We start from the raw sequence: 26,082 nt of genomic DNA on the forward strand, positions 1-26,082 counted from the left end.
TTTTAATGGATATACAATTTATTGGAGAGAACCTCCTTCCCGGTAAGATCGGCCAATTTTTTATTGTTTTGGCATTTGCCGCTTCTTTACTCTCAACTATAGCTTATTTCTTTGCTACACGAAATAAAGAGATCGGAGATCATTCATGGACACGTTTAGGTCGTATATCATTCTTCATCAACTGGGCCAGTATCATAGGTATCGGCGCAACCTTGTTTTTCCTTATATTAAATCACTATAACGAGTATTATTACGTTTACAATCACTCCTCTAAAGAACTTCCGGTATATTATATAGTATCTGCTTTTTGGGAAGGGCAGGAGGGTAGTTTCTGGCTATGGGCATTCTGGCAAGCTTTGCTGGGCGGTGTACTGATCTGGAAAGCTAAATCCTGGGAAAATGGGGTGATGACGGTCGTAGCCTTCTCACAAGTGTTTTTAACTTCGATGCTATTAGGCGTACAGATTTTCGGCGAGCGTATTGGTAGCTCTCCATTTATTCTGCTTAGAGATGCAATGGACCTAAAAGCAATGGTGCCGATATTCTCCGACCCTGAAAACTATAAAAACTATCTTAAATTTATTACTGATGGAAAAGGATTAAATCCGCTTCTTCAGAATTACTGGATGGTGATACATCCACCAACCTTGTTCCTTGGTTTTGCCAGTATGATTGTCCCTTTTGCTTATGCAATTACAGGATTATGGCAAAAACGATATAAAGAATGGGTTAAACCTGCTATGCCTTGGGCGCTATTTGCCGTGATGATATTGGGAACAGGGATTATCATGGGCTCTTTCTGGGCATATGAAGCCTTAAACTTTGGTGGTTTCTGGGCTTGGGATCCAGTAGAAAATGCTTCTATCATTCCATGGTTAACCTTAATAGCTGGTGTACACGTAATGATTGCATTTAAGAATACAGGTCATGCCTTCTTTACCGCAATTGTATTGATCTTCATTAGTTTTGTATTGGTGCTTTACGCATCTTTCTTAACCAGAAGTGGTGTATTGGGTGAAACATCTGTGCATTCATTTACAGACTTGGGTATGTTCTGGCACCTTATCTTATATAATGTGGTATTCTTGGCCATTCCTACTGGATTGTTGATTTGCAGATGGAAAGAATTGCCAATTACCAATAAAGACGAAGAAACTTATTCAAGAGAATTTTGGATGTTTATTGGCGCATTGGTAATTACAGTAGCTTGTATCCAGGTTATATTTTCTACTTCTGTTCCGGTATTTAACCAGGCTTTCGGAACCAAGTTTGCACCACCAATTGATGCCATAAAATATTATAACCAATGGCAGGCTCCTTTTGCTATTTTGGTTACCATTATATCGGGCTTCGCACAGTTCATGAAGTATAAAAGAACGGATCCGCGTAAGTTTTACAGCAGTCTGATTTCCGCTTTGGTATTTTCTATTGTCATCACAACGGGGTTTGTATTCATCACTGATGTTTACCATAACCTGATGTACATTTTGTTGACCTTTAGCTGCATCTTCGCTATTTTATCGAATGCAAGGATATTGGGACAAGCTTTTGGTGGAAAACGTAAATTGGTGGGTGCTGCAGTAGCTCATATCGGTTTTGCTTTATTACTTTTAGGAGCGCTAGTGGCTGCGGCTACAAACAAACCGATCTCACTTAACGTATCTAACTTTATTCCGGTAAAGGATTTTGAGAAGGTTGAAAAACCAGGTCAGAATATCGTGTTGTATAAGAATGAGCCTAAAAAGATGGGTAAGTATACGGTAACTTATACCAGTGATACTACAGTTGCTCCTAATACTTTTTACAAGCTGAATTTTAAAGTTATTGATGAGAAAACAGGCGAGGTAAAAGAGGATTTCGAGTTGAATCCGCATGTACAGGTGAACGAAAAGATGGGCTTAATTGCTTCTCCTGATACCAAGCATTACCTTACGTATGATATTTATACGCACATCACCAGTGCTCCTGAGAAAAAAGAAGATCATGATCACAATCATGAAGGACATTCTGAGGAGGAGAACTATAAAGCACCAAGAATAGTAAATGTGGCTGAAGGTGATACTTTACATACAAGCAGTGGTATCATCACGGTTAAAGCTTTAAACAACCAGCCTAAGGCAAAGAGTTTAGTGCTAGCCCCGGGCGATCTTGCTGTAGGCTTGCCGCTGGAAATTGACTTGAATGGTAAGATTTACAAGGCTGAACCTATATTCATGATCAAAGGAAATAATACTTTCGATTTTGCACGTAACATTGATGATCTGGGCTTAAGAGTTCGCTTTACCAAAGTATTGCCTGAGCAAAAGAAAGTTGAACTACAGGTGTATGAAAAACCGCAACAGGCAAAAGACTGGGTTGTATTTAAATCAATCGAGTTCCCTTACATTAATCTTTATTGGGTAGGTACTATAGTAATGGTTATTGGTTTTCTTATTTCTATATTTAGAAGACAAAAAGAAGCAAAAACCGTTTAGTAAAACTATGATATACTTAGAATTACTAGGCTAAGGCTTGCTTTATAACCGTTAACGATTAATGATGTCCCTATGAAGATTGTTTGTATTGGTTCTGGTAATGTAGCTAGTCACATGGCTAAGGCCTTTGAAGAAAATGGCGCCGATATTGTTCAGGTATGGAGCCGGGAACTGGTAAATGCGCAAGCATTAGCCAATGAAATCGGTGCCCAGGCTATTTTTGATTTGAAGCTAGTAGATAAGTATGCTGATTTATACCTTATCGCTGTAAAAGACGACGCTATTGCCAAGGTGGCTAAAGAGCTAAAAGAAATAAATGGTATAGTGGTTCATACATCGGGTGCAACTGATATGGAAGTGTTAGCTGGATTTAAGAATTATGGTGTTTTTTATCCATTGCAAACTTTCTCTAAGCAGCAACCGATAGATTTTATTCATGTTCCTTTATGTTTGGAAGCGAATACGGAAGAGAACATGAGCGCTTTACAGCTAATGGCGATGAAACTTACTCCTTTAATCTACGAAGTAGAGACTAAAAAAAGGGAAGTATTGCATGTTGCGGGTGTTTTTGCCAATAACTTTGTAAATCACCTTTACCAATTGAGCCATCAGATTCTTAAAAAGAATGACCTTGATTTTGAACTATTGAGGCCATTGATTATGGAAACTGCAGTGAAAGTTCAGGACGCACTCCCAGAGGATGTGCAGACAGGACCAGCAGTTCGCAATGATAAAAAGACAATATTAAAACACGAAGAACTCCTGAAAAGAACGCCACACTTGCAGGAGATCTATAAAAATTTAAGCAATAGCATTAAAAAATCGAAATGATAACGTAATTGCGGTTTTTGGTGCTTATTTTTGAACCAGATTATGAGTATTTTTAAGTTAAAGATAAATTTTGAAGAACAGGGGAAAGAAGCAGTTGAACTACCTATTGCCGGCGGAGAGTCTGTTCTGGATGTCTGCCATGACCATGGAATAGATTTACAGCATAACTGTGGCGGTGTATGCGGTTGCAGTACTTGCCATGTTTATGTGAATAAAGGAATGGATAATATCCAGGAAATTTCAGATAAAGAAGAAGATTTTATTGATAGAGCAGTTCGTCCTAGAATCACTTCCCGATTAGGCTGCCAGTGTGTAGTGATCGATGGTGATATCGAAGTGACCATCCCAGATCAGTCTGAGTTTTTAGGCCATTAATTATAAAATTAAATAGATAAACATGCAGGATAAGTTTGCACTCCCAATATACTGGAACGACCATGAGGATATTGCTCAGGAATTATATGAGAAATTTGGTGATGATTTTAATGAAGCCAAAATATACCGTATCCGTTTTACAGAGTTATTAGAATGGATATTGTCGTTGCCTAATTTTAAAGGTACAAAAGAAGAAAGTAATGAAGGACATCTGGAGCAAATCCAGTCGGCCTGGGTTTACGAGTGGAGAGATAACCAGAAATAAACAGATGTTTCTTGAGCAACTAAAGCACATTACAACACTCATCTTTGATATTGATGGTGTATTAACGAACGGTGATATCATCGCGTCAGATTCTGGCGAGTTTTTACGCACATTTAATATCAAAGATGGTTATGCGCTTCAGCTTGCAGTGAAAAGAGGTTATCACGTTTGCATTATATCTGGTGGCAAAGGTGAGGCCATGCGGAAACGATTTGAAGGTCTTGGCATAAACAATATCTTTTTAGGTGTTTCTGATAAGGTTGCAGTTTACAATAGTCTCTGCGCCTCCTACAACCTTAATGCTACCGAAGTACTCTATATGGGAGATGATATCCCTGATCTTAAAATTATGCAGCTGGTTGGTATCGCAACCTGTCCGGCTGATGCTGTCCCTGAGATTAAAGCAATCTCACAATATATTTCTCCTTATACAGGCGGTAAAACTGCCGTAAGGGACATCATAGAAAAAGTACTTAGGGTACAAAAAAATTGGTTCGATGAGAACCCATCTGCTGCCGATTCTGGCAAATAATCAGTATTTTGTATTGCAACAATTATGTTACGTAAGTGGGTTAAACCTATTGGGCCTTTGTTGTCTCTAACAACTGAGCTTGCAATAGCTTATAACCCATTAAACAAAATATAAACTGATGAAAAAAGTATTGATTATCTGCGGATTGTTATTCAGTGTAATGACATTTGCAAAAGCACAAGATGGCGATCGTAAGATGCCAACTCCTGAAGAAAGAGCGGAAAAAGGTGCTGCTCAATTAACGAAAAAGTTAACCCTTACCGAAGATCAAACAACAAAAGTGAAAGCTATCCTTTTAGATCAAGCAAAAGCTACGGTTAAAATGCGCGAAGAAAGTAAAGGTGATCGTGCGGGAATGATGGCTAAAATGAAAACTATCATGGAAGAAAATGATGCCAAAATCAATGCTTTATTAAACGATGATCAGAAAAAAGCTTACGTTACCTATAAAGAAGAAAGAATGAATCGGATGAAAGGTGGTGGTAAAGGTCAAGGTGGCGGCGGCGGTGCTGGTGGTCAGTAATCTTTAAAATATTATAAATAATGAAGGCGACTTAAGGTCGCTTTTATTATTTTCGCCCAGTTGTAATGGACCTTACCATTACCAGATAAAAAAATACGCATTATGTTTCAGCAAAAACTTCCTATCATTCTAGCCTCAAAATCACCCCGTCGACAAGAATTGCTTAAGGCAATGGGATTAGACTTTAAAGTGGTATTGAAAGATGTGGATGAAAGCTATCCTGAAAGTTTAAGCCCAGCTGAAATCGCTGTTTACATTGCGGAAAAGAAAGCCGCTGCTTTTACAGATATCAGTGCGGATAGCATTGTGATTACTGCGGATACGATTGTGGCTTACGGTGGCGAGATTTTAGGTAAACCGGCCGATAAAGCTGAAGCAATTGCTGTACTGAACAAACTTTCCGGCTCCGTACATCAGGTATATACGGGGGTGAGTTTAAGCTATGCAGGTAAAATGCATTCCTTTTATGATTTAACAGAGGTAGTCTTCAATACGCTATCTGCCGACCAGATTGAACATTACGTAAGTAACCACAATCCTTATGATAAGGCGGGCTCTTACGGTATTCAGGAATGGATTGGATTGGTTGCTGTTGAAAAGATCATTGGTTCTTATACCAATGTAATGGGACTGCCTACAGAAAAACTATACAAAGCCTTATCTGCGCTTTAACTGATTGATTAATTTTTGATAGGATTCTTTTAATAAAAACAGAACAAAACAAAAGCTGCTCTGTTTTGAAACCTGAAATAGTTATACAGTATACTATGGATTTCAAAAACTAATTAAAATCAGATGAAAAAATTGTTAATTGTTTGCGGATTGTTGTTTAGTATAATAACAATCGCACAGGCGCAAAGCACAGGCCAGAAAAAAATGGTAACCCCCGAAGAAAAGGCTAAAATGAGTACCGAAAGGTTAGCCAAAAAACTTGATTTGAATCCAGATCAGAAAAAGAAAATAGAGGATATCTATTTAGAAGAGTCGATGGCGATGGCTACAGCAGATAAAGAAGGAACGGGGGATAAAGAAGCGAAAAAAGCGGAAATGATGAGAATTCATAATGAAGCAGACACTAAGATTGCTGCGGAGTTAACCGAACCTCAAAAACAGAAATACGAAGCTTGGAAAATGGAGAATAAAAAACACATGAAAATGAAAAAAGGCATGAAAGAAAAAAGGCCAGTTACTCCGCCACCAGTTACTACACCTCCTGTTATGTAAAACAATAAAAGCGACCATCGAGTCGCTTTTATTGTTTGTTTATCCTTCTAGCTTAGCTGAAGCTAGTCCGTATAAAACGCCCATCTTTAAATCGTAAGTAGAAAGGCTTATACTTTTAATCCCGCAATTGGCGATAACATAATTACTGATTAAAGCTGCGATAACGATCATGTCAACTCGTAATGCAATTAGGTTAGGCATAATTTCGCGTTCTGCGTGCGTAGAAGCAATTAATGAAGCTGCAAGCTTCTGGTAATCATTCAGGTCGATAGGAGCTGATTTAACACTGTTTAAATCAATACTGGGGTCAATCATACCAGTAAAGCTTTCGAAGGCGCCCGCAGAGCCTACAAGGTGTTGTGGTTTATACAAGGCGCAGGCTGCTTCTAATTCCTGTAATGTATCTTTTAAATGATCCAGAATAGCCAATTGGTCTGTCTGACTAATTGGATCAGAGTGGAAATAAGCCTGGGTTAAACGGGCGGCGCCAATATTATAGCTTGCTTTCCAAAGTATCCCATCAGCATCCGCTATAATAAACTCCGTACTTCCACCACCGATATCCATAATCAATGAGGTTGCCTGGATGGCTCCAGTAGCTTTAACACCCTTAAAGATATAGGCTGCCTCCTGATCTCCACTGATCACTTCGATGTCAATTCCGGCATCCGTTTTAGCTGCGTTAACAAAGTCGCCCCCATTGTCCGCACTACGTACAGCCGAAGTTGCAGTAGCTTTAACCACATCAACCTGGTGTTTTATGATTTCCTGTTTAAAAAGCTTAAGTGTCGCAATACCTCTTTCGAAAGCTTCGGGGATAATGATGTTTTCATTAATACGTCCTTGACCCAACCTAACCGGTTCGTTTGTTTTAAGAAGCACTTTTACTTCAGTAGCCGATATTTCGGCTATGATAAGGTGAAAGGTATTGGTGCCAAGATCAATAACAGCTGCAATCATATAAAATTTTAGGTTGTAAAAAAGGCCGCTTTAAGCGGCCTTTCATTATTCAAAATATTCTTTCATTTTCTCAAAGAAGCTCTTGTCGTTCTTACCTGGTTGAGGTTTGAAGTTTGGAGAGTCTCTTAGCTTTTCTAAAATGTTCCTTTCTTCGGCACTTAAAATTTTAGGTGTCCAAATATTTACGTGAATGATTTCATCACCCCGGTGATAGGAGTTGATTTCAGGAATACCTTTTCCTTTTAAGCGCAATAACTTTCCACTTTGGGTACCTGGCTCAATTTTGATTTTGGCTTTACCATCAATAGTCGGTACTTCGGCACTGTAGCCTAAAGCTGCATCAACAATAGAAACATGTAAATCGTAAACCACATTGTTTCCTTCGCGTTTTAGACTTTCGTGAGGGATTTCTTCAATCAGGATGATCAAATCTCCAGGAATACCGCCATTAGGGGCTGCATTTCCTTTTCCACTCATGCTCAATTGCATACCATCACTTACTCCAGCAGGGATGTTAATGTTGATGGTTTCTTCACCTCTTACAATACCTTCACCATGACAAGAACCGCATTTTGCAGTAATTTGAGATCCACTACCATTACAAGTAGGGCAGGTAGAAGTAGTTTGCATTTGTCCCAAAATGGTATTGGTTACTCTGCGTACAGCACCGCTACCACCACAGGTATTACAAGTACTTACCGACGAACGGTCTTTAGCACCACTACCATCACAGGTTTTGCAGACAATCTGTTTGTTTACTTTTATCTTTTTCTCGGTGCCATTGGCAATCTCTTCGAGCGTAAGTTTTACTTTGATACGTAGGTTGGTACCTTTTGATACACGTCGGCCGCTGCGTGACTGTTGGCCACCACCAAAGAAGCTTTCAAAAGGACTACCACCGCCAGCACCTGAACCGAATATATCGCCAAACTGGCTGAAGATATCTTCCATGTTCATTCCGCCGCCGCCATATCCGCCGCCACCTGAAGCACCACCAACACCGGCATGACCATAATGGTCATAACGCTGTTTTTTCTCAGGGTTACTTAAAATCTCATAAGCCTCAGCCGCCTCTTTAAATTTATCTTCGGCAGATTTATCATCCGGGTTTTTGTCCGGGTGAAACTTAATGGCTAGTTTACGGTAAGCCTTTTTTATTTCTTCAGCTGATGTGTTTCTGGATACGCCAAGCACATCATAATAATCTCTCTTGCTCATAAAATATTAACTACCTACTACAACTTTTGCAAAGCGAATAACTTTGTCATTTAAGGTATATCCTTTTTCCAGTTCATCCATTACTTTTCCCTTCATCTCTTCATTTGGTGCAGGGATTTTAGTGATGGCTTCATGGTGATCCGTATTAAATGGAGTATTCATACTCTCCATTTCTTTAAGACCTTTTTGGGCCAATGTATTTTTTAACTTGGTATGCACAAGATCTACACCTTCACGGATGGCATTGATGTCAGTAGCATTTTCCATTGCTTTGTTCGCCCTGTCAAAATCATCCAGCAAAGGCAATAAGGAAATAATCACATCTTTACCTGCTGTTTGTAACAGCTCTACACGTTCTTTTTGTGTACGGCGTTTATAGTTGTCAAATTCTGCAAATAAACGTAGATATTTGTCGTTTAAAGCAGCATTCTCTTGTTGCAGTTTTTCTTCAGCAGTCAGTTCAGGAACGATTTCTTCAGCTACTTCTTGTTCTTCAGTAGTCACAGTATTCGCATCTTTAATATCATTTATCAATTGATCTTCAGCATGAGTTTCTGCTGCAGGGTCTTGATTTTGCATAGTTGTATCTTTATTATCGTGTTTTTTCTTCTTGCTAAACATAGTATAGTAGAATTTTTGGAGATAAACTCAAAAGGTTTGCCAATGGGAAATATCCGTCATGCTGTCAGTTTTAATTGTAAAACTTAGAACAGAATGTCCGAATAATAAAATTTTGTCAGAAAATTGTATTAAACAATCTGGGCGTCTTCATGAATAACACCACTCTCACATTTTATAATCCTTGAAGGGAATGTTCTGATGATGTGGTAATCATGTGTAGCCATTAAAACAGCAGTTCCACTCTGACTGATCTGCTTCAAAAGCATTACAATTTCTTCAGAGGTGTCTGGATCTAAATTTCCTGTTGGTTCATCTGCCAAAATAATTTCCGGATTGTTTAACAATGCACGTGCAATAACTACGCGTTGTTGTTCCCCACCCGAAAGTTCATGCGGCATTTTTTTAATTTTAGAACGCAAGCCAACTTTTTCCAGTACATCTTTAATGCGCTCACTAATCAGATTTTGATCTGTCCAACCAGTAGCTTTAAGTACAAACTCAAGGTTCTTCTCAACAGTTCTGTCGGTCAATAATTGGAAATCCTGAAATACAATACCTAATTTTCTACGTAAAAAGGGTACTTCCTTATTACCCAGTTTTTTTAAATCGAAACCGGCTATTTGTCCATCTCCATTACCAATGTGAAGGTCGCCATAAATGATCTTTAGCAAACTACTCTTTCCAGAACCTGTCTGACCAATTAAAAAAACGAATTCACCCTTGTCGATATTTAAGTTTACGTTCGACAAAACCAGATGCTTTTGCTGAAAAACATCTACATTTTTTAAATTTATAACTGTGTTCTCTGTCATGTTTAGATATCTAATTTAGCAATTTGTCCGAAAGGCAAATCATTTACAAAATTCATAATGTATGGTAGTTTATCACCTAAACCAAGTTTTTCTAGTGATTTATCCGGCCTGTCGACTCTAAAATAAGCTAATAAGGTGAATTTATCGTCCCTTAATTGCACATAATCCGGAATCTTGGCAATGCCTTTTACTTTAATAACATACATCGCTCAAAAATAGTATTTCAAAATGAAACCATCATGATTTTTCAGACTACAATTGAAATGAATACAAAATCATGAATTTATCTAATGACCATCAATGATCCGCTGAGTGGTTTTAGTCCTGGTTCTAAATAGATCATATAATAATATACACCCGCTGGAACGTCTTCATTTCTGTGTTTCCCATCCCATGGTTTTGCATAGCCATCACTTTGAAACATCATTTGTCCATAACGGTTCATGATTTTTACGCTCGGATTGGCGTAGGTGTCAATGGCGATAATATTCCAGACGTCATTGATTCCATCCCCATTTGGACTAAAGGAATTTGGGACAATCAGTTTTTCATATACTTCAATAAGAACGTCGCTGGTGCTACTTGTACAGCCAGTACTCGAAAGCACATTTAAGGTGTAAGTGGTGCTAACAGGTGGTTTTGCTGTTGGGTTTAATTTAAATGGATCATCCAGGTAATCTGCTGGAGTCCAAAATACCTGACCTACGTTGTCTCCTGATACTGATCCATTAATAACTGTTTTGTTTCCTTTAAGGATTTTTAGATCAGGGCCAGCTACAGCGACCAGGTCTTTATAAACCTCGACTGTAACTTGAGCGGATGATCCACAAGAACTACCATTAGAAACATACACCGTATAAGTAGTGGTTCTTGTTGGATTTGCTGCTGGATTCGGAATGTTGGTTGCAGATAACCCCGTGGCTGGTACCCAGCTGTAGGTATTGCCGCCCCTGGCATTCAAGTTTGTGGATGAACCCTTACAAATCGGGGAAACCGGATCTATTATAGCTACAGGTCTTGGTATTAAAGTTACAGTAGTCGAAGTGCTGGCTTCGCATCCAGCACCATTGGTCACCGTAACCGTATAGGTGCCTGCCATATTAGCTGTAGCATTGTTAATTACGGGAGATTGTTGATTAGAGCTACTGCCATCAGGGAAGGTCCATTTGTATGAGCTGGCATCGCTTACGGATAAACGAATAGGGGAGCCTAAGCAAACTGTTATCGGATCGTTAGCTACAGGTATGGCGGGTAGGGGGCTTACATTTAGCTCAAATGTGGGAGAGTTTGCTCGACAGTTAGGTGAGTTGATGTTGCCATTTTCGGCTACTAAAAGTCTGTATTTGTAACTGCCAACTTGTGCATTTGCAAAGTGCTTAGTGTACTTGTTTGTTGTTTCTGTGGACATATCCTGCCATATGCCGTTCACATCCATTTCCTGCCAGAGGTATTGAGGATTTATATAAACTCCCGGGGTTGGCTCTGCTGACAAGTCAACGTCTTTGGTTTCACCAATGCAAAGGCTTTTAGTTGGTGTAACGACTCCATCAATGGAAGGGATAATTACTGGTCCGCAGACACTAAAGGTGATGTCGTCTAGAGCGAAATCATTTCCACCGCCGCCTAAGCCATTGTTCATTATTTTTACCACTACTTCGGTAACACTTGCATCTGTCTTAAACGTTGTAGAATATCGTTTCCAGTCGGTACTGCTGCCTTCCGGAATTGGATCTGTGTCAAATTGCTTAATGAGTACTCCGGATGTGGTCTCAATAATGAACTTAAGGTTTGGCCGGATTCCCTGTCTAGCCATAACGTTAATTATCCATGCTCCAAAATCATAGGTTGTACCTGGACAAAGATCTGGTATAGTCGCCTGGTAAAATATTCCAGCTTGATGCTCATCGGCATTGATGAGCATCATATACCCATCTGGGTCGTTAGGGGTATGATTGTTAACTTCTAGCCAGTTTCTTTGTGAAACGTGGCTCATGCCGGCTGTAGTTTTCACTATAGTATACTGTCCGTCATTGGGCACATCCACGTCGTCGTACTCGTAATTTGTTTTATCCGGAATGGCAGGTCCGCGATCACTTGGGCCTCTACCAAAGTCATACTTCCTTACCGGATCCCCTATAGAACCGGCACAAGTTTGCGATTTGGCATTACCTATTGCTAGAATAAGTAGCAATAACAAGAAAACGTTAGTTTTAGAGATCACCTTTTTGATTTAAAACTAAAGATAATGCTATTTAATTAATTGTGTTTAAAAATTCTATCGTATTTACATTATCAGCATAATCCCAAAGTTTAGGCGTCTGACTTTGTCCAAAGCCCAAAACTGCTGTATCCAACTTTAATGCGGCATTACTTACTACACATTGAATATCCTCAGCTTTACTGCTTAACAGTTCTTCCAGCTGTTCAACATTGGTATAAGTTTCATAATATAAAACAGCCAAGGGTGATGAAAGACTTTCGCCTTCAGTTAACAATAAAAAGCCGTTATCATAATGATGTTTTAGGTTCACCAGGTAAATAGACTTGTTATAATCATAGTTGTTGTTGTATTTAAAATGATTGATAATGTCTTTAAATCCTTCGATAGGCTCAAAAAAGTTTTTGATGTCATAGCCTTCAGGAATATACAGTTTAGACACGTTGCGGCATCCTAAGCCAAAATAATCGAATATATCATGTCCCAGAAGCGCTAATTCCGCTGCGCTTTCATTCCCGGTGATTACGGCAACACTATTTCTATTTTTTCTGATGATGTTTGGTCCTTTGCCAAAATAAAACTCAAAATATCTTGATGTATTGTTACTACCAGTCGCAATTACAGCATCAAAATCCTTCAAGCGATCTACATAAACAATCCGATCTGCAAGTAAAGGTTCGATTTTAACCAGTTGAGCAAGTAAGGCCGGTAGCAATTTATCATCAGCTGATGAGAGTTTTATTAAGGCTGTATTTCCTGTAGCAAGCACCGAAATCACGTCCTGAAAGCCCACCATCGGTATATTACCAGCTAGAATTAAACCAACTTTTTTTGGCGTATCACTTACCCGAATGTCCTTAAACCAGGTCTCCAAATCCTGCTGATTTAGCATCTGATGTAATGAATTTAAAGCCCTTTGTACCTCTGCCTCAGTAAACCACGCATTGTGATTAGATGCCGAAAAGATCAGGTTTTTGAAATCTTCGCTGGGTTCAGCAATGAAGTTACTTAGTTTTTTAAATGCAATAATTAATTTTTCGCTATTAAGGATTGGCATAATTCCAATGATTTTAAAGTTTATGTGTTATATTTGCTGTTGCAAAGGTAAACTTAGCAATAGATATAGACGAAGACATGGCTATTAAAATAACAGACGAATGCATTAACTGCGGAGCATGTGAGCCTGAATGCCCAAATAATGCAATTTACGATGCAGGCACAGCCTGGAGATTTTCAGATGGTACCAATTTAAATGGTATTATTGATTTTGGAGGCAAAGAAATGGACGCAGAGAGTGCTCAAGAAGCAATGTCTGACGAAGTTTATTACATCGTTTCCGATAAATGTACAGAATGCAAAGGCTTTCATGATGAGCCTCAGTGCGCAGCGGTATGCCCTGTAGACTGTTGTGTTGATGATGAAGATGTACGTGAAACTGAAGAAGAACTTTTGGCCAAAAAAGCCTGGTTACATCAGGAAAACTAAGCCTACAAGCTAATAAAAAGGGCCAACTCCTACAAAGAGTTGGCCTTTTGCATGTGTTGTCCTATCGTTCTTAGGGCTTTGCTGCGACAATGGCCCCAGCAAGGCACCACCAACACCCCAGCAATGCCCGGGAAAGGCCTCCGGAATTATAGACTGGTTGTCTCTTAGTCCTTTTCTTCGTATTTATTCGGAATGATCAAAACTGGGCAGGCTGATTTTCTGGCTACGTGCTCTGCAACGCTCCCCATTAAAAAATGATATATGCCTGTACGGCCGTAAGTTCCAATCACAATTAGATCAGAACCCCAGTCGTCAGACTGCTTAATAATCCCATGTGCAGCATTATCAATTACACTAAAATACGTGGTTGATACGCCATGACTAAATTTGTTTTCTATTTCTTTTAATAATAGATGGCTATTCTCTTCGCTGTTGTCGTAGGTTTCTAAAAATACAGGAGCCAACGTTAAATCTGGATTAATGTTGGCCGGTATAGGTTCTATGATGTTGACCAGTGCAACCTCTGCACCAAAGTTTTTTGCCAACTCATAACCCGTCTTGGCTGCTTTTTCTGAGCAGGTACTATTATCTACGGCAATTAAAATCTTTTTGAGGTTCATGGTGTTTATCTTAAAAGGTTAATATTAGCTCATCATTTGAATCAATCATTTTAATAAAAAAATAAATGATGTATGTGAAAATAACAAATTAACCCCATAAAAGTTTAAATTTATGCCATTGATTTTATCATTATGGAACAAGAGTTTGGGATTTGCAGAGTAGCTGTAGCACCTTTAAGAGCCGGGACTTCGGATAAAGCCGAGATTGCATCTCAGCTATTGTTTGGCGACCATGTCGAAATACTTGAAAAAACCGATAAGTGGTGGCTGGTACGCAATGGCTACGATGGCTATGAAGGTTGGATGGATTATAAACAACTCGGTAGCCTTAACCATGAACAGTTTATTAAAAATCAAAACTGTGATCACCTGGCACCTGCACAGCTTGCTAATGCCGTTGTTGCAGCCGACGGTAGTAAGTATTTCCTTGCGGCAGGTAGTAATTTACCAGCTTATGCGGGTGGATGTTGCTATCTTGGAGATGAGAAATTCGAAATTTCCTTTTCACCTAAGCTGATCAAACCCAATACTTCTGTTGATGAACTTGTAGATACGGCCCTGTTCTTTCAGAATGCACCTTATTTATGGGGCGGTCGAACCGTATTTGGGGTAGATTGCTCTGGTTTTGTTCAAAATGTGTTTAAACTAAATGGTATTAAGTTATTCCGCGATGCATGGCAACAAGCAGAACAAGGCACCGTGGTAGATTTTTTGCCGGAAGTAAAGACCGGAGATTTGGCGTTTTTTGACAATGCCGAGGGACGCATTACACATGTCGGGATGATGCTAAATTCAGGCGAAATCATCCATGCTTCTGGAAAAGTCAGGATAGATCCAATGGACAATCAGGGGATTTACAATGCCGAATTGGGCAGATATACCCATAATCTAAGAATCGTAAAGCGCTTTATTTAAGCTGTTTTTAACTTAGTTTAACTTTCGTGACATAGTGTTGCTAATTTAATTGTACTAGTTTTATGGAATTAACGATTTGTTGCATCCATATTACAAATACTATATTATGAAGCATCTTTTACGCTCTACCTTCCTGATCATCTGTGCTACAACATCTCTTTTCGCTCAGAAGAAATTAACCAATAGCCGTACCGCTGGGGCTTACACCTACATCTACAAATTAACAGATAAGGAAGCCTTTTCCCTTGCCTCTGTAACCAATCAGGCGCTTAATGATGGCTTTTTACATACCCTCGTCGATTCATTTTATAATGTTAAAAACAGTAATTATCTGAAAAAGCTTCCTTATGGCAATTATGTACAGGTTAACCCCGTAAAAAATGAATTGCTTTATAAGCTGATGCCAGAGAATAATGTGAATCTCCAGTTTATAAACAATAGAAAGGACTTCCAGTTTGTCATTACCGATTTGAAGGGGAATGTGATTAAGGATGCTCAGGTAAAAGTAGGTAAACGTAAAACGATAAAATATAATGATAAAGCGGGATTATATATCAGTAAGGCAGAGAAGCTACCTGTAATTACAGTCCGCCATGATGGGATAAGTAATTATTTTACATACAAGGAAGAAGGGAATTATAAGCCGCGTATTTCGCCACAAAAACAAGCCAAGGATAAGCGATTGTATAATGCGGTTAATGGAATACATGGAACAGTTGAGCTAAAGAAACCGAAATATACCGGTTATATGGTGTTTAATAAGCCCATGTATAAACCTCTGGATACCGTCAAATTTAAGGCGTATCTGGTAACTGCCAAGGGGATAGCATTAAAAGATAAACCTTTAAGAGTCGAGCTTTATAAGGAATGGGAGGGGCCTGGAACAGTGCTTACTACACTAAACCCTTATCGGGAAGGTGGCTATGAGTATAGTTTTGTATTGGCTGATAGTCTGCAGTTAAAGCTGGACAGGAATTATAAGATTGTGTTAAAGGAGGAGACCAAAGAAGGCTGGATAGAAGTTTTTCAAAGTAATTTCCGTTATGAAGATTATGAGTTGAAATCTGTTAACTTTTCTGTGAGATCGGATAAGAATGAATACGGTCCCGGCAACCCTGTTACCGTATTTTTGAAAGCTGTTGATGAAAATGACCTGGCTGTGCCTGACGGTAGAGTGGAGGTTGCTGTGTTGACCAGCTATGCAACTAATTATTATGATGACCGAGTTTTTCTAAAAGATTCCTTATGGAAAACGAATATAGTACTTGATCCGGTTGGAGAAACTAAAATGGTATTGCCAGATAGTATTTTTCCGCGAGCAGATTTTAATTTTTCCATGTCATTCAGCTTCTTAAATAGCAATAATGAGCACAGAACTGCTCGTAAGGATCTAAAATATACCATAAATAGCTCGGATGTAAAATTTGATTTGAGAAATGACAGTTTGCATCTTGACTACCTTGTGCAGGGGAAATCAACTCCGCAAAAGGCAACCGTTTACCTTTGGTATCCTTACACTGATGTGCGAGATTCTATTCAAGTGAATCTTCCTGGAGCGATTAAAATGGACTATCGGGTGACTGAGTATCGATTGAAAACCGCTAATGGATTTAATGATAATATCAATTTGCAGAGTTTAAACGCTGGAATCGGTACAAATGCTAGTCAAGGTAAAGATTCGGTTCGTGTTTTTGTGAATAATCCTCATAAAATACCGTTTTGGTACACTATTTTTTCTGAGGATAAAATTCTTTTAAAGGGATTTACGACTCATTTGGATACCATTATAAGGCATTCCGGTGCAAAAGCCGCTCATATAAAATTAAACTATTTATGGGGTGGCAGGGAGTTGAGTACAGAAACGAGTACTTTCTATAATCCAAATGGATTAAATGTAAAGCTTTTATCGCCTGATTTGGTTTATCCGGGACAAACGGTAAATATGCAAGTTAAGGTTACCGATTTTAACGATAGGCCAGTTGCAGCTACAGATGTTACAGCTTATGCTTATACTTCTAAATTTAAGAATGGGTATCGGGTCGCTTTGCCGAGTTTTGGGAAAGTGTTCCATGCGCGCAAATTAAACTCCCAATTTATAGGGACTGAATTGAGTTTAACAGGCCAAATGCGACTTACCTGGGATAAATGGCGTAAAGAGTTGAACTTGGATACCATTGAATATTATAAATTTAGTCAGACTAAGGATCTATATGCTATAGCAGAAGAAGGTGTTGATTCGCTGATGGCTGTAGTAGCCCCTTTTGTCGTTAAAAATGGAGCTATTGAACCTGTACATATTGTTTTTATTGATGATGTTCCTGTTTATTTTAGTCAGGCTAATCAGCTTAAGCGTTATGCGTTTTCTGTTAAACCAGGTAAGCATAACATTCGTATGCGTACAGCAAGCCATGTGGTTTCACTGAATGATTATGAATTTGTAAAGGGTAAAAAAACAATTTTGAGTGTGGCTGCAGATGAACACAATATTAAGGCTGGAGTTACGGCGGTGACAAAGGAACTTACTGATGGTGAAGCAACTCAAATAAGTCAGTACATGATCCGGATAGTGGATAATTTTGAAGGCGAGAAAAGTACAATTGCAACGGACAGTATTCCATATTTATTGAATTTTTCCAACTCTAATCCGACTCCAACCGATGTATATAGTTCGTTGTTGAGAGGAAGAAATGCTGAAAAAGCTTGCCTGCTGGTAGGTCCTTTCACTCAAAATTACTTACATTTTAGATCGGGAGGACTTTACGAAACGTTTGCTAAAGAACCCGGTTACACTTATACTTTTCTACCAGGGTTACTTAAGCAGAAATCATATGAAACTCCTAATGGCTTAAATAGACTTTTATCCTCGGTTAATGGTGCTGAAGATTATAAACAATATCCTGTTAAAAAGGGCGAAGTGGATAGCATCTGGAGTGATTATCTTGATTTAAGAAGTAGCACAATGACATTGTTTGGAAACAGGTATTACTACGGAAAAAATTATGGTCGGTTGTTGATGAAGGTTGATTCGAGTGTGATGAAGGGGATGCCTTATTTAAAGAGTATCATCATTTGTAAATATGATGAGCCAGATTTTTTAATGGTTTACCCCGGCAATGCAAGAGATCTTATTTCACTCGAAAGTGGAGTGTATCGTGTTACTTATTTGTTTAAAGACAATCGTTATTTCGTTGCCAAGGACGTAAGGGTTGAAGCAAGAGGTATAAACTACTATTTGTGGAAAGGTGTGAAAATGATGCCTGAGGATAAATTGAGCTCGCAAATAGATCTGCAAATTAAATCTGTTGGCATTGGTAAAAAAGGATGGAATACATCAGAAGTGCAACAAAATATCCTTAGACTAATCAATGATAAGTATTTAGATCCAGCCATATTTACTGGGAAAATGCTGGGAAGGGTAATTGATGCTGCAACTAAAGCAGCAATTCCAGGAGTCAGTATTAGGGTAAAAGGTTCAAATTATGCGACAACCGCTACCAGAGCGGATGGGAGCTTTGAGATTAAAGTGCCTGAACGTGGAAAAATCATTGTAGTTGCCCTTGGGTATGAGTCTCAAGAAGTTCCTGTAAAAAGTGGAAATGTTGGCGATATTATACTTGACGAAAATCGAAGCACTTTAAATGAAGTAGTTGTAGTTGGCTATGGTGTACAGAAAAAACAAAATATGACGGGGGCAATTAGTTCTGTTGTTGGAGATGCTAGCGTCTATAATTTTGGTAGTAATGATCGTGTAGTTCTAAGGGATATTAGGACAAAACCTGGTGAAAAGTTTTCGAAGGAGGAATTGATGATCGCAATCAGAGGGATAGGTCAACTGGGCAATTTTGACGAGCAAAAGCCATTAATTATTGTAGATGGTATACCCTATAGCGGCGAGCTAAGTACTGTGAATGCAAGTGAAATTATATCTATAGATATTTTAAAAGATGCTGATGCAACCGCAATTTATGGTGCCAGAGCAGCCGGAGGAGTAATTATTGTCAAAACAAAGGGTGGGAATACGGCTGTCAATGCAGCGGGCGAATTGGTGCAACAGGAACAAACCATGCGTACTAATTTTTCTGATTATGCCATCTGGCAGCCAAAATTGGTTACGGATGAGGAAGGGAAAGCGAGCTTTACCGTTAAATTTCCGGATGACATTACCAATTGGACAACCAGGTTAATCGCCATGAATGGTCGTAAACAAAGTGGTATTGCCGAGACAAATATCAAGTCATTTAAAACATTAAGTGCCAATTTTGTATCTCCTTCATTTGCTTTGGCAGGTGATAGCATTAAGGTAATCGGGAAATTGATGAATTACAGCAATGCGGATGAAACCGTAACTAGAAAGTTCAGTTATAATGGTGCTGAGGTGTTAAACAGCGTAGTAACATTTAAAAATGCAAAGATTGATACCCTGAGTATCGTTGCTAAGGGCGGGGGCTTTAAAGTTCATGCAGATCATGTGAATGTGAATGTGGTTGATAGTTTGAAGTTTGAGTATACCATGAAGCAGGACAATGGCTATTTTGATGGTGAGCTCCGTAAAATTCCATTGCTACAAGCCGGTGTGAAGGAAACTAAAGGCTATTTTAATGCATTTACACGAGATACTACGGTTAACTATAACTTCGATGCGACCTTAGGTAAGGTTACACTTAGGGCCGAAGCTTCTTTATTTCCTACGCTACTAGATGAAATAGATAAACTACGCAGTTATGAATATTTGTGTAATGAGCAGTTGGCATCTAAACTAAAGGCCTTACTGTTAGAAAAAACGGTTAGGAAGTACCTTAGTGAACCATTTAAGGAAGAAAAAAATATCAAAGAAATTCTTAAAAAACTGCAAAACAACAAGCGCCCGGAAGGCACCTGGGGCTGGTGGCAAAACAGTAATGAGGAATTGTGGATTAGCTTACATGTTGTTGAAGCCTTATTAGAAGCTCAAAAACAAGGTTATCCTGTGGTATTGGATAAGGATAAATTATACCACTACCTGACCAGTAAAATGGCTAATGAGAAGTATTTTGATCAGATTTACGGGATACGCTTATTGAGCTTGCTGAATGAAAAGTATTATAGCAATGACTGGATCATGGCAATGGAAAAACAGAGGGCTGAACTGGAAGAAAAGAATGTTCGGGAAAGAAAAGCAAATTCAGATGTTCCAAAATTAGCTGAACAACCATTATACGAAAAACTTCAATTGATGCAATTGAAACAAAAGGCTGGAATGCCTATCGATATGAAATGGCTGTTGGGCTTGAAAAAGGAAACGATGTTTGGGAATTGCTATTGGGGTGAAGAGGGGCGTTATTTCTGGGACAATAGCATTCAGAATACTTTGTTAGCCTACCAGATTTTAAAAACGAATGGTAGTTACAGGGATGAGCTAGATCGGATTACCCGGTATTTTCTGGAGCAGAGAAAAACAGGGCAGTGGCGTAATACTTTTGAGTCATCTTTAATATTAGAAACCATATTGCCAGAGTTGATGAACGCTTCTGGTAAAAAGTTTCAGCCAGCCAGTATTGTTTTGAACCAAACAGAGCAGGTTAATGTTTTTCCATTCCATAAGGTGATTGATCCAGCGGAATTAAAATTGAGCAAAAAAGGAGATGCTCCGGTTTATTTCACGGCTTATCAACAATTCAATAATCCTAAACCAGAAAAAGTAAGTAAAGACTTTGCCGTAAAAACATATTTTGAGCAAAACGGAGAGTCTGTTCAAAAGCTAAAAGCAGGTACTTTAACCACTTTAAAGGTTAATGTGGATGTGCGTGCTGATGCAGATTATGTCATGATTGAAATTCCTATCCCCGCTGGCTGTTCTTACGAGAATAAAGTGCAAAGCTTTTGGGGAGTAGAAACACACAGAGAATACTTTAAACACAAGACCTCAATTTTCTGTACCAAATTGAAAAAAGGTACTTATACTTTTACCGTACAGTTGATGCCAAGGTATTCAGGTAATTATATCCTAAATCCAGCTAAAGCCGAAATGATGTACTTTCCTGTGTTTTATGGAAGGGAGGGGATGAAAAGGGTAGCTATAAAGTAAAATTAAGGGTATGCCGAATTTTGGATTTAATCAGCATACCCTTTAATAGTTCAATTATGGCTTATCCCACCATATTGCTTTGTTAATGTAAGTTGGCAATTCAGCGCCCGGATCCGCTTTTTTTACTTCAACTATATTGTAGTTAATCTCATAACTTGGAATGGCGAACCTTCTTGGCCAGTCAGTAACATTCGGATATGATTCTGTGTACACATGTGATGGACGTTTGAATCCTTTGTAAATCCCAGTTGTTTCATTATAATTTCCGGAAGCATCTGTGCAATAATTCATTCTTCTTACATCACTGTATAATTCTGGAGAATACGACAAAGCAATGTATTTTTGGATCATGATATGGCTTAAAGTCAAGGTGGCTGGGTTTTGTACCACGGAAGAACTGCCCAGATAAGCAATGATTTTAGCTGGATCTACACCCATAATCCTCATGTGTGATTCAATCCCGGCTTTGTAGGCTGTTAATGCCGGTCCAGTCTGGTTTTGTCTGAATTTGACTTCTGCTTCAATGAAACGCGCCTCTGCATTGGTAAATAGCATGCCTTTACCACCTCTTTGGGTATACCAGGTCCCGGTAGACAAGATGCGTTGTCCCGTGGTTGGCATATATGGATTTTTACGCATAGAGATGTATACTGAATCTGCATTGGAAAGAGAACCATTCGCGAGCAATGAATAAGCCAGAGGTCTGTTTTTTGGTAGCTCGGAAGCCATATCCATACCAATAGATCTAACGAGAACTCCTGCTGAATTTTGTAAGCTTGGAATAAGGAGATCAGTCCTTGGATCAAGCATATTAGTTGCACCAGTAGGTGCGCCAGTGTAGTTGTTCGTAATAAAGTCTACGTATAGCTTTGTTACCCGTGCTGTTGTTCCTGTATTGCTATATTGTAATGCTTCCTTATTGATAGCGGGAACAGTCGGGCCTTCATCTATATATTGTAAAATGGAGCTTTGGAGATCGGTCTGTATCCCTTTGCTCAATGCATCTAAAACAGCTTGAGGATTATAGGTTGCTTTTTTTGATAAGTGGTTTAAAAATCTGGCTTTTAAGCTATAGGCCAATCTAATCCAGTTGTCAGTTTTTCCACTGTTTAGGATATCTCCATTTGCATAAGAAAGTACGGGAGCACCGGCAGACTGTGCTTTTGAAAGGTCAGCAATACCTTCATCTAAAAGGACAAGTATTTTATCCTGTACGTAGGATCCGTCATCAAACTTAGGGGTAATGATTAATGGTTTGTCAAATTCATCATAAGGAAGTATGCCATACAAATCTGCCATTGTACCAAAGCCCCAGGCTTTCATTATTTTTGCAATGCCTATGTAGTGGTTTGCACCAACTTTCTCTGCAGCTGCAATAATCGGATCGATATTAGATGCTGTATTTACGTACCAGGATTGCCATGGAAAGCCACCATTTGCAGCATTTACATACCAACGGGTTAAATTCCAATTGTTGGTCACCGCATAGGTAACACCGAGTTGCTGCGATAAAAAAGCAGCCCTTGTTCCGGCACTTTCATAACCATCCGCAAATTGCGCAATGATGGGCGCAAGTCGTTGTGGCGCTGTAGGTACAGTTGCATCGGCAACATCAGGGTTCTTATTCACGTCAAGCCACTTCTTGCAGGAAGATAAGGCGATCAGCAGTGGGAGTATATATAAAATCTTTTTCATCTGTATTATATTTAAAACTTAACATTTAAACCAAGTGCAAATCCTGAAGTTGCCGGAACACCAGCATAATCAATACCTACCGATCCCGAACCTATTACGCCAGCACCAGCAGCACTGGTTTCGGGGTCCATACCCGAATAATTTGTGATGAGTAGCAGGTTGGTTCCTGTTGCGGTAATTGTTGCACCTTTAATAAATTTTACACGATTTAAAAAGTTGTCCGGCAGTGAATAAGAAAGTGAAATTGATCTTAAGCGTAACCAGTTTACATTTTCAATAAAGTCGGGCGCATTATTCAATGCCACATCTCTGAAGTACTTTTCATCGGCAACGACATCTCTTGTTACCTTTTCATAGACTTTGCTTATCGGGTTAAGCGACATGCCCGTAAATGAAATGGTTTGTCCACGATTCTCTGTTCTTTTACTCAAACCATAATCGGTTAACAGATATTCGGTTCCATTATAGATGTCGCCACCCTTACGGAAATCGACTAAGAAGTTAAGGCTCCAATTTTTATAATTAAAGTTGTTGTTCCAACCTCCAATAAAGTCAGGTTCACGATTGCCTACGTATGTGGTTGTACTTGTTGATGTTAATGGTCTTCCGGTTACCCAGTCGAGCAGTAAATTACCTTGTGGATCTGTTTGCCATTTCGAACCGCTCAGCGCCATAAAGGTACCTTCGCTATATACTCCTCCAAAGGTTCCTTTGTTAAATGAAGCTGCTTTTGCGTTGCCAACTTGTACGTCAGTTACATATAGGATCGGTAGTGATCCTGGAAGAGAAGTGACAATACCTTTGTTATGAGAAAAGTTTAATGTGGTTTCCCATTTGAAATCGCTGGTTTTAATTGGGCTGGCATTGATAGAAAGTTCGACCCCTTTATTGGTGATATCACCCGTATTTACATAACTTAAAATATAACCTGTCGCATTACTTACGCGCGGTTGCAAAATTTGATTCGTACTTTTTGTATTGTAGTAAGTGACATCGATTCCAATCCTGTCTTTTAAAAAACGCAGTTCGGTACCAAATTCGGTAGATTTGGTGAACTCCGGAGTTAATAATGGATTGCCTCTCGTCCATGAATTTCTATATCCACCACCAATGGTTTGTTCCGGACCAAAAAGATAGGTTGCAGTTTGATACGCTGGAGCATCTTTACCAACTTTTGCGAAAGATGCACGTATTTTTCCAAATGAAAGTACATCGTTTTTAGGTATCAGCTCTGAGAATACAAAGCTACCACTATAGGAAGGGTAGAAGAAGGAATTGTTACCATCAGTTAAAGTAGAAGTCCAGTCGTTACGTCCGGTTACACTTAAATATATGAAGTTTTTGTAAGCCACCCTGAAATCTCCATAAAGACCTACTAATCTTTTTCGGGTAGTTTGTTTAACCATATATTTATTGGCCTCACTTGCATTGTTAACACTAACCATGTCTGCGAAATCGAAATTTTCGGCTCTTGCTGATGTAGATTTTGTGCGGGTATCTTCGTTGGTGAAACCTGTAAGTAAACTCAGCTCCCAGTCTTTCGCTACTGTTTTATGGAAGTTGAGCATTAAGTTGGAGTTTACATAATTGTAATCTAAATCGCGTTCCGAATACATTCCCTTTGCCCAGGCTTCTTTTACGCTAGATCCCGGTGAGATCAGATTGCTAAAAGATGTTTTGTAATTATCTATGCCTAATCTGTAGGTCACATCAAACCATTCTGCAATTTTAGCCGTGGTATAAACATTTCCAATGAAACGGTTGGTCTTGTCCCTTTGTGGGTTTTTATTGATAACCCAGTACGGGTTTTCAAAATCACCGACATCCCATAAATTCATATTAGGAAAAAGTCTGACCTTTGCACCCGTTGGTGATATCCAGTTTTTCATGTCATTATTACGCGGCCATGCCGCGACACCTTCCATAAATCCATTACCGCCACCACTCCAAAGTCCACCACCGGTCAGCGTTTTTTGAGTGGAGCTTTTTGCATAAGAAGAGTTAATGCCAAAAGTGAATATCCCTTTACGCTGCTCTGCGTTAAAGCGGACCGTAGTCCTTTTGAAATCTGTAGTTGGAACCACTCCTCCTTGATTGAGGTTAGAGGCCGACATGAAGTAGTTTCCGGTAGCATTACCTCCAGATATATTTAAGCTATTGTCATATGCCTGTGCTGTTTTAAAGAAATCCCCTAAGTTGTCGTATATAGTTTCTCCCTCTGTAAACTTATTTCCCCATGACCGAACGGTTTGGTCACTATAGGCACCTGTATAATAAGTTCCTTGTTTGTAGATGCTTTGTTGTTCAGGTAATCTGTTCACCCAATTGGTTACAAACCTGGAGTTAAAGGAAATGGAAGTTACCCCATCTTTTCCTTTTTTTGTCGTAATGATGATGGCGCCGGCTGCCGCACGTAGTCCGTATAGGGCTGCAGCTGCGGGACCTTTCAATACCGACATGGATTCAATATCCTCCGGATTTAGGTCCATTGCACGGTTACTATTGGTTGTAGCAATATTGGTAGTTCCATCGAATGCGCTATTGTCACCTTGTCCGGTTGAGTTGTCCATTGGCATTCCGTCAATGACAAATAGCGGCTGGTTGTCGCGCTCTAAAGATGTTCCACCCCTAATGATGATGGATGCTGATGAACCTGGTGCACCGCCCGAGTTGGTTACATTTACACCAGCAATTTTACCGTTTAACGAATTGATGATGTTTGGGTCTTTGTTTTTCAACAGTTCATCCGACTTAATTTCCTGAACTGAATAGCCTAAGGCTCTTTTTTCACGCTTGATACCCATAGCTGTTACCACCACTTCGCCCAATTGGGCGGTATTTTCCTGGAGCAGAACCGTAAGATTGCTCTGTGTGCTTGGTGCAATATCTTGTGTGATAAATCCAACATAAGTAAAACGTAGTCTATCACCGGTTGCAGAAACAATAGAGAATTTTCCGTTTGCATCGGTTTGGGTGTGTACACTTTTGCCAATAATACTTACAGAAACCCCTACTAGCGGAGTTTTATCGCTAGCAAGTAATACGGTACCCGAAATGTTTTTTTGCTGGGCCTTGACTAATGTTGTTAGAGAAAGCCAACAAAGGACTAGCAGTAGTAGTGTTTTCTTCATTTGGTTTGGTTTTAGGTTATAAAATCAGGTTAGTTAAGCGCTTATATATTAAAGTATAAGGGTAGAACATTCTTTTGCGTTTTTTTAACGCATTGCATAATGAAAAAAGAAAAGAAGGA

General features: G+C 39.2%; 21 protein-coding genes. 11 read left to right on the plus strand and 10 right to left on the minus strand.

Translation table 11 applies throughout. The features are described 5' to 3' along the window. Nucleotides 1-5 precede the first annotated feature (5 nt). From FBD94_RS02145 to FBD94_RS02180, 8 genes are all read left to right on the plus strand, one after another. Complete coding sequence (locus FBD94_RS02145) at nt 6-2,474, plus strand: heme lyase CcmF/NrfE family subunit (RefSeq protein ID WP_136878894.1); 2,469 nt, start codon at nt 6-8, stop codon at nt 2,472-2,474. A gap of 72 nt (nt 2,475-2,546) precedes the next feature. Continuing rightward, entirely contained in the window at nt 2,547-3,305 is a 759-nt protein-coding gene (locus FBD94_RS02150) for a Rossmann-like and DUF2520 domain-containing protein (protein ID WP_136878895.1), read from the plus strand. Between the two features lie 42 nt (nt 3,306-3,347). Continuing rightward, complete coding sequence (locus tag FBD94_RS02155; RefSeq protein WP_131607856.1) at nt 3,348-3,680, plus strand: 2Fe-2S iron-sulfur cluster-binding protein; 333 nt, start codon at nt 3,348-3,350, stop codon at nt 3,678-3,680. Nucleotides 3,681-3,702: 22 nt separating this feature from the next. Then, nucleotides 3,703-3,945: a Fe-S cluster assembly protein IscX gene (gene iscX, locus FBD94_RS02160; protein WP_090781548.1), complete on the plus strand. Its 243-nt coding sequence runs from the start codon at nt 3,703-3,705 to the stop codon at nt 3,943-3,945. Nucleotides 3,946-3,949: 4 nt separating this feature from the next. Beyond that, nucleotides 3,950-4,477, plus strand: coding sequence for a KdsC family phosphatase (locus FBD94_RS02165; protein ID WP_136878896.1), 528 nt, complete (start codon nt 3,950-3,952; stop codon nt 4,475-4,477). Nucleotides 4,478-4,595: 118 nt separating this feature from the next. Continuing rightward, nucleotides 4,596-5,000: a hypothetical protein gene (locus tag FBD94_RS02170; RefSeq protein WP_131607723.1), complete on the plus strand. Its 405-nt coding sequence runs from the start codon at nt 4,596-4,598 to the stop codon at nt 4,998-5,000. 102 nt (nt 5,001-5,102) lie between these two features. Beyond that, nucleotides 5,103-5,672, plus strand: a complete 570-nt coding sequence (locus tag FBD94_RS02175) for a Maf family nucleotide pyrophosphatase (RefSeq protein WP_131607724.1) — start codon at nt 5,103-5,105, stop codon at nt 5,670-5,672. A 123-nt stretch (nt 5,673-5,795) separates the two neighbouring features. Next, nucleotides 5,796-6,224, plus strand: a complete 429-nt coding sequence (locus FBD94_RS02180) for a hypothetical protein (RefSeq protein ID WP_205945824.1) — start codon at nt 5,796-5,798, stop codon at nt 6,222-6,224. Between the two features lie 39 nt (nt 6,225-6,263). On the opposite strand, the gene FBD94_RS02185 is transcribed toward FBD94_RS02180, so the two are convergent. The 7 genes from FBD94_RS02185 to FBD94_RS02215 form a co-directional block, all read right to left on the minus strand. Continuing rightward, the gene (locus FBD94_RS02185) at nt 6,264-7,184 is read right to left on the minus strand and encodes a Ppx/GppA phosphatase family protein (protein WP_136878897.1); all 921 of its coding nucleotides are present in this window, start codon (nt 7,182-7,184) and stop codon (nt 6,264-6,266) included. 45 nt (nt 7,185-7,229) lie between these two features. Beyond that, complete coding sequence (gene dnaJ / locus FBD94_RS02190) at nt 7,230-8,402, minus strand: molecular chaperone DnaJ (RefSeq protein ID WP_131607727.1); 1,173 nt, start codon at nt 8,400-8,402, stop codon at nt 7,230-7,232. A gap of 6 nt (nt 8,403-8,408) precedes the next feature. Then, nucleotides 8,409-9,023 (minus strand): nucleotide exchange factor GrpE, encoded by a 615-nt coding sequence (locus FBD94_RS02195; protein WP_131607728.1) that lies wholly within the window; start codon nt 9,021-9,023, stop codon nt 8,409-8,411. A 128-nt stretch (nt 9,024-9,151) separates the two neighbouring features. Then, nucleotides 9,152-9,835, minus strand: a complete 684-nt coding sequence (locus FBD94_RS02200) for a cell division ATP-binding protein FtsE (protein ID WP_136878898.1) — start codon at nt 9,833-9,835, stop codon at nt 9,152-9,154. 2 nt (nt 9,836-9,837) lie between these two features. Continuing rightward, nucleotides 9,838-10,041 carry a hypothetical protein gene (locus FBD94_RS02205; protein WP_062547218.1) on the minus strand — a complete coding sequence of 68 codons (204 nt, stop codon included), beginning with the start codon at nt 10,039-10,041 and terminating at the stop codon, nt 9,838-9,840. A 77-nt stretch (nt 10,042-10,118) separates the two neighbouring features. Further along, entirely contained in the window at nt 10,119-12,056 is a 1,938-nt protein-coding gene (locus FBD94_RS02210) for a T9SS type B sorting domain-containing protein (protein ID WP_136878899.1), read from the minus strand. A gap of 31 nt (nt 12,057-12,087) precedes the next feature. Further along, nucleotides 12,088-13,110, minus strand: a complete 1,023-nt coding sequence (locus FBD94_RS02215) for an acyl-CoA reductase (RefSeq protein WP_136878900.1) — start codon at nt 13,108-13,110, stop codon at nt 12,088-12,090. Between the two features lie 77 nt (nt 13,111-13,187). Between FBD94_RS02215 and FBD94_RS02220 the strand changes: the two genes are divergently transcribed. Further along, complete coding sequence (locus FBD94_RS02220) at nt 13,188-13,538, plus strand: 4Fe-4S dicluster domain-containing protein (RefSeq protein WP_136878901.1); 351 nt, start codon at nt 13,188-13,190, stop codon at nt 13,536-13,538. Between the two features lie 164 nt (nt 13,539-13,702). Here FBD94_RS02220 and FBD94_RS02225 read toward each other — a convergent pair whose 3' ends face one another. After that, the gene (locus FBD94_RS02225) at nt 13,703-14,158 is read right to left on the minus strand and encodes a universal stress protein (RefSeq protein ID WP_136878902.1); all 456 of its coding nucleotides are present in this window, start codon (nt 14,156-14,158) and stop codon (nt 13,703-13,705) included. Nucleotides 14,159-14,290: 132 nt separating this feature from the next. Here FBD94_RS02225 and FBD94_RS02230 point away from each other — a divergent pair, with 132 nt between their 5' ends. Together FBD94_RS02230 and FBD94_RS02235 are read left to right on the plus strand one after the other, a co-directional pair. Further along, nucleotides 14,291-15,073, plus strand: a complete 783-nt coding sequence (locus tag FBD94_RS02230) for a C40 family peptidase (protein WP_136878903.1) — start codon at nt 14,291-14,293, stop codon at nt 15,071-15,073. A gap of 106 nt (nt 15,074-15,179) precedes the next feature. After that, nucleotides 15,180-21,137, plus strand: a complete 5,958-nt coding sequence (locus FBD94_RS02235; protein ID WP_136878904.1) for an alpha-2-macroglobulin family protein — start codon at nt 15,180-15,182, stop codon at nt 21,135-21,137. Between the two features lie 54 nt (nt 21,138-21,191). Here the strand turns inward: FBD94_RS02235 and FBD94_RS02240 are convergent, their stop codons facing one another. Continuing rightward, nucleotides 21,192-22,832, minus strand: coding sequence for a SusD/RagB family nutrient-binding outer membrane lipoprotein (locus FBD94_RS02240; protein WP_136878905.1), 1,641 nt, complete (start codon nt 22,830-22,832; stop codon nt 21,192-21,194). 11 nt (nt 22,833-22,843) lie between these two features. Continuing rightward, on the minus strand, nt 22,844-25,963 hold the full coding sequence (locus FBD94_RS02245) for a SusC/RagA family TonB-linked outer membrane protein (protein WP_136878906.1): 3,120 nt from the start codon (nt 25,961-25,963) through the stop codon (nt 22,844-22,846). Between the last annotated feature and the right edge of the window lie 119 nt (nt 25,964-26,082).

Source organism: Pedobacter hiemivivus (assembly GCF_005144565.1).
Lineage (GTDB): Bacteria > Bacteroidota > Bacteroidia > Sphingobacteriales > Sphingobacteriaceae > Pedobacter > Pedobacter hiemivivus.

Coding starts and splice junctions, on each gene's coding strand:
- FBD94_RS02170 (WP_131607723.1), top strand. CDS start 4,596: ATGAAAAAAGTATTGATTATCTGCGGATTGTTATTCAGTGTAATGACA.
- FBD94_RS02145 (WP_136878894.1), top strand. CDS start 6: ATGGATATACAATTTATTGGAGAGAACCTCCTTCCCGGTAAGATCGGC.
- FBD94_RS02245 (WP_136878906.1), bottom strand. CDS start 25,963: ATGAAGAAAACACTACTACTGCTAGTCCTTTGTTGGCTTTCTCTAACA.
- FBD94_RS02215 (WP_136878900.1), bottom strand. CDS start 13,110: ATGCCAATCCTTAATAGCGAAAAATTAATTATTGCATTTAAAAAACTA.
- FBD94_RS02180 (WP_205945824.1), top strand. CDS start 5,796: ATGAAAAAATTGTTAATTGTTTGCGGATTGTTGTTTAGTATAATAACA.
- FBD94_RS02155 (WP_131607856.1), top strand. CDS start 3,348: ATGAGTATTTTTAAGTTAAAGATAAATTTTGAAGAACAGGGGAAAGAA.
- FBD94_RS02240 (WP_136878905.1), bottom strand. CDS start 22,832: ATGAAAAAGATTTTATATATACTCCCACTGCTGATCGCCTTATCTTCC.
- FBD94_RS02185 (WP_136878897.1), bottom strand. CDS start 7,184: ATGATTGCAGCTGTTATTGATCTTGGCACCAATACCTTTCACCTTATC.
- dnaJ (WP_131607727.1), bottom strand. CDS start 8,402: ATGAGCAAGAGAGATTATTATGATGTGCTTGGCGTATCCAGAAACACA.
- FBD94_RS02225 (WP_136878902.1), bottom strand. CDS start 14,158: ATGAACCTCAAAAAGATTTTAATTGCCGTAGATAATAGTACCTGCTCA.
- iscX (WP_090781548.1), top strand. CDS start 3,703: ATGCAGGATAAGTTTGCACTCCCAATATACTGGAACGACCATGAGGAT.
- FBD94_RS02165 (WP_136878896.1), top strand. CDS start 3,950: ATGTTTCTTGAGCAACTAAAGCACATTACAACACTCATCTTTGATATT.
- FBD94_RS02235 (WP_136878904.1), top strand. CDS start 15,180: ATGAAGCATCTTTTACGCTCTACCTTCCTGATCATCTGTGCTACAACA.
- FBD94_RS02205 (WP_062547218.1), bottom strand. CDS start 10,041: ATGTATGTTATTAAAGTAAAAGGCATTGCCAAGATTCCGGATTATGTG.
- FBD94_RS02175 (WP_131607724.1), top strand. CDS start 5,103: ATGTTTCAGCAAAAACTTCCTATCATTCTAGCCTCAAAATCACCCCGT.
- FBD94_RS02200 (WP_136878898.1), bottom strand. CDS start 9,835: ATGACAGAGAACACAGTTATAAATTTAAAAAATGTAGATGTTTTTCAG.
- FBD94_RS02195 (WP_131607728.1), bottom strand. CDS start 9,023: ATGTTTAGCAAGAAGAAAAAACACGATAATAAAGATACAACTATGCAA.
- FBD94_RS02230 (WP_136878903.1), top strand. CDS start 14,291: ATGGAACAAGAGTTTGGGATTTGCAGAGTAGCTGTAGCACCTTTAAGA.
- FBD94_RS02150 (WP_136878895.1), top strand. CDS start 2,547: ATGAAGATTGTTTGTATTGGTTCTGGTAATGTAGCTAGTCACATGGCT.
- FBD94_RS02220 (WP_136878901.1), top strand. CDS start 13,188: ATGGCTATTAAAATAACAGACGAATGCATTAACTGCGGAGCATGTGAG.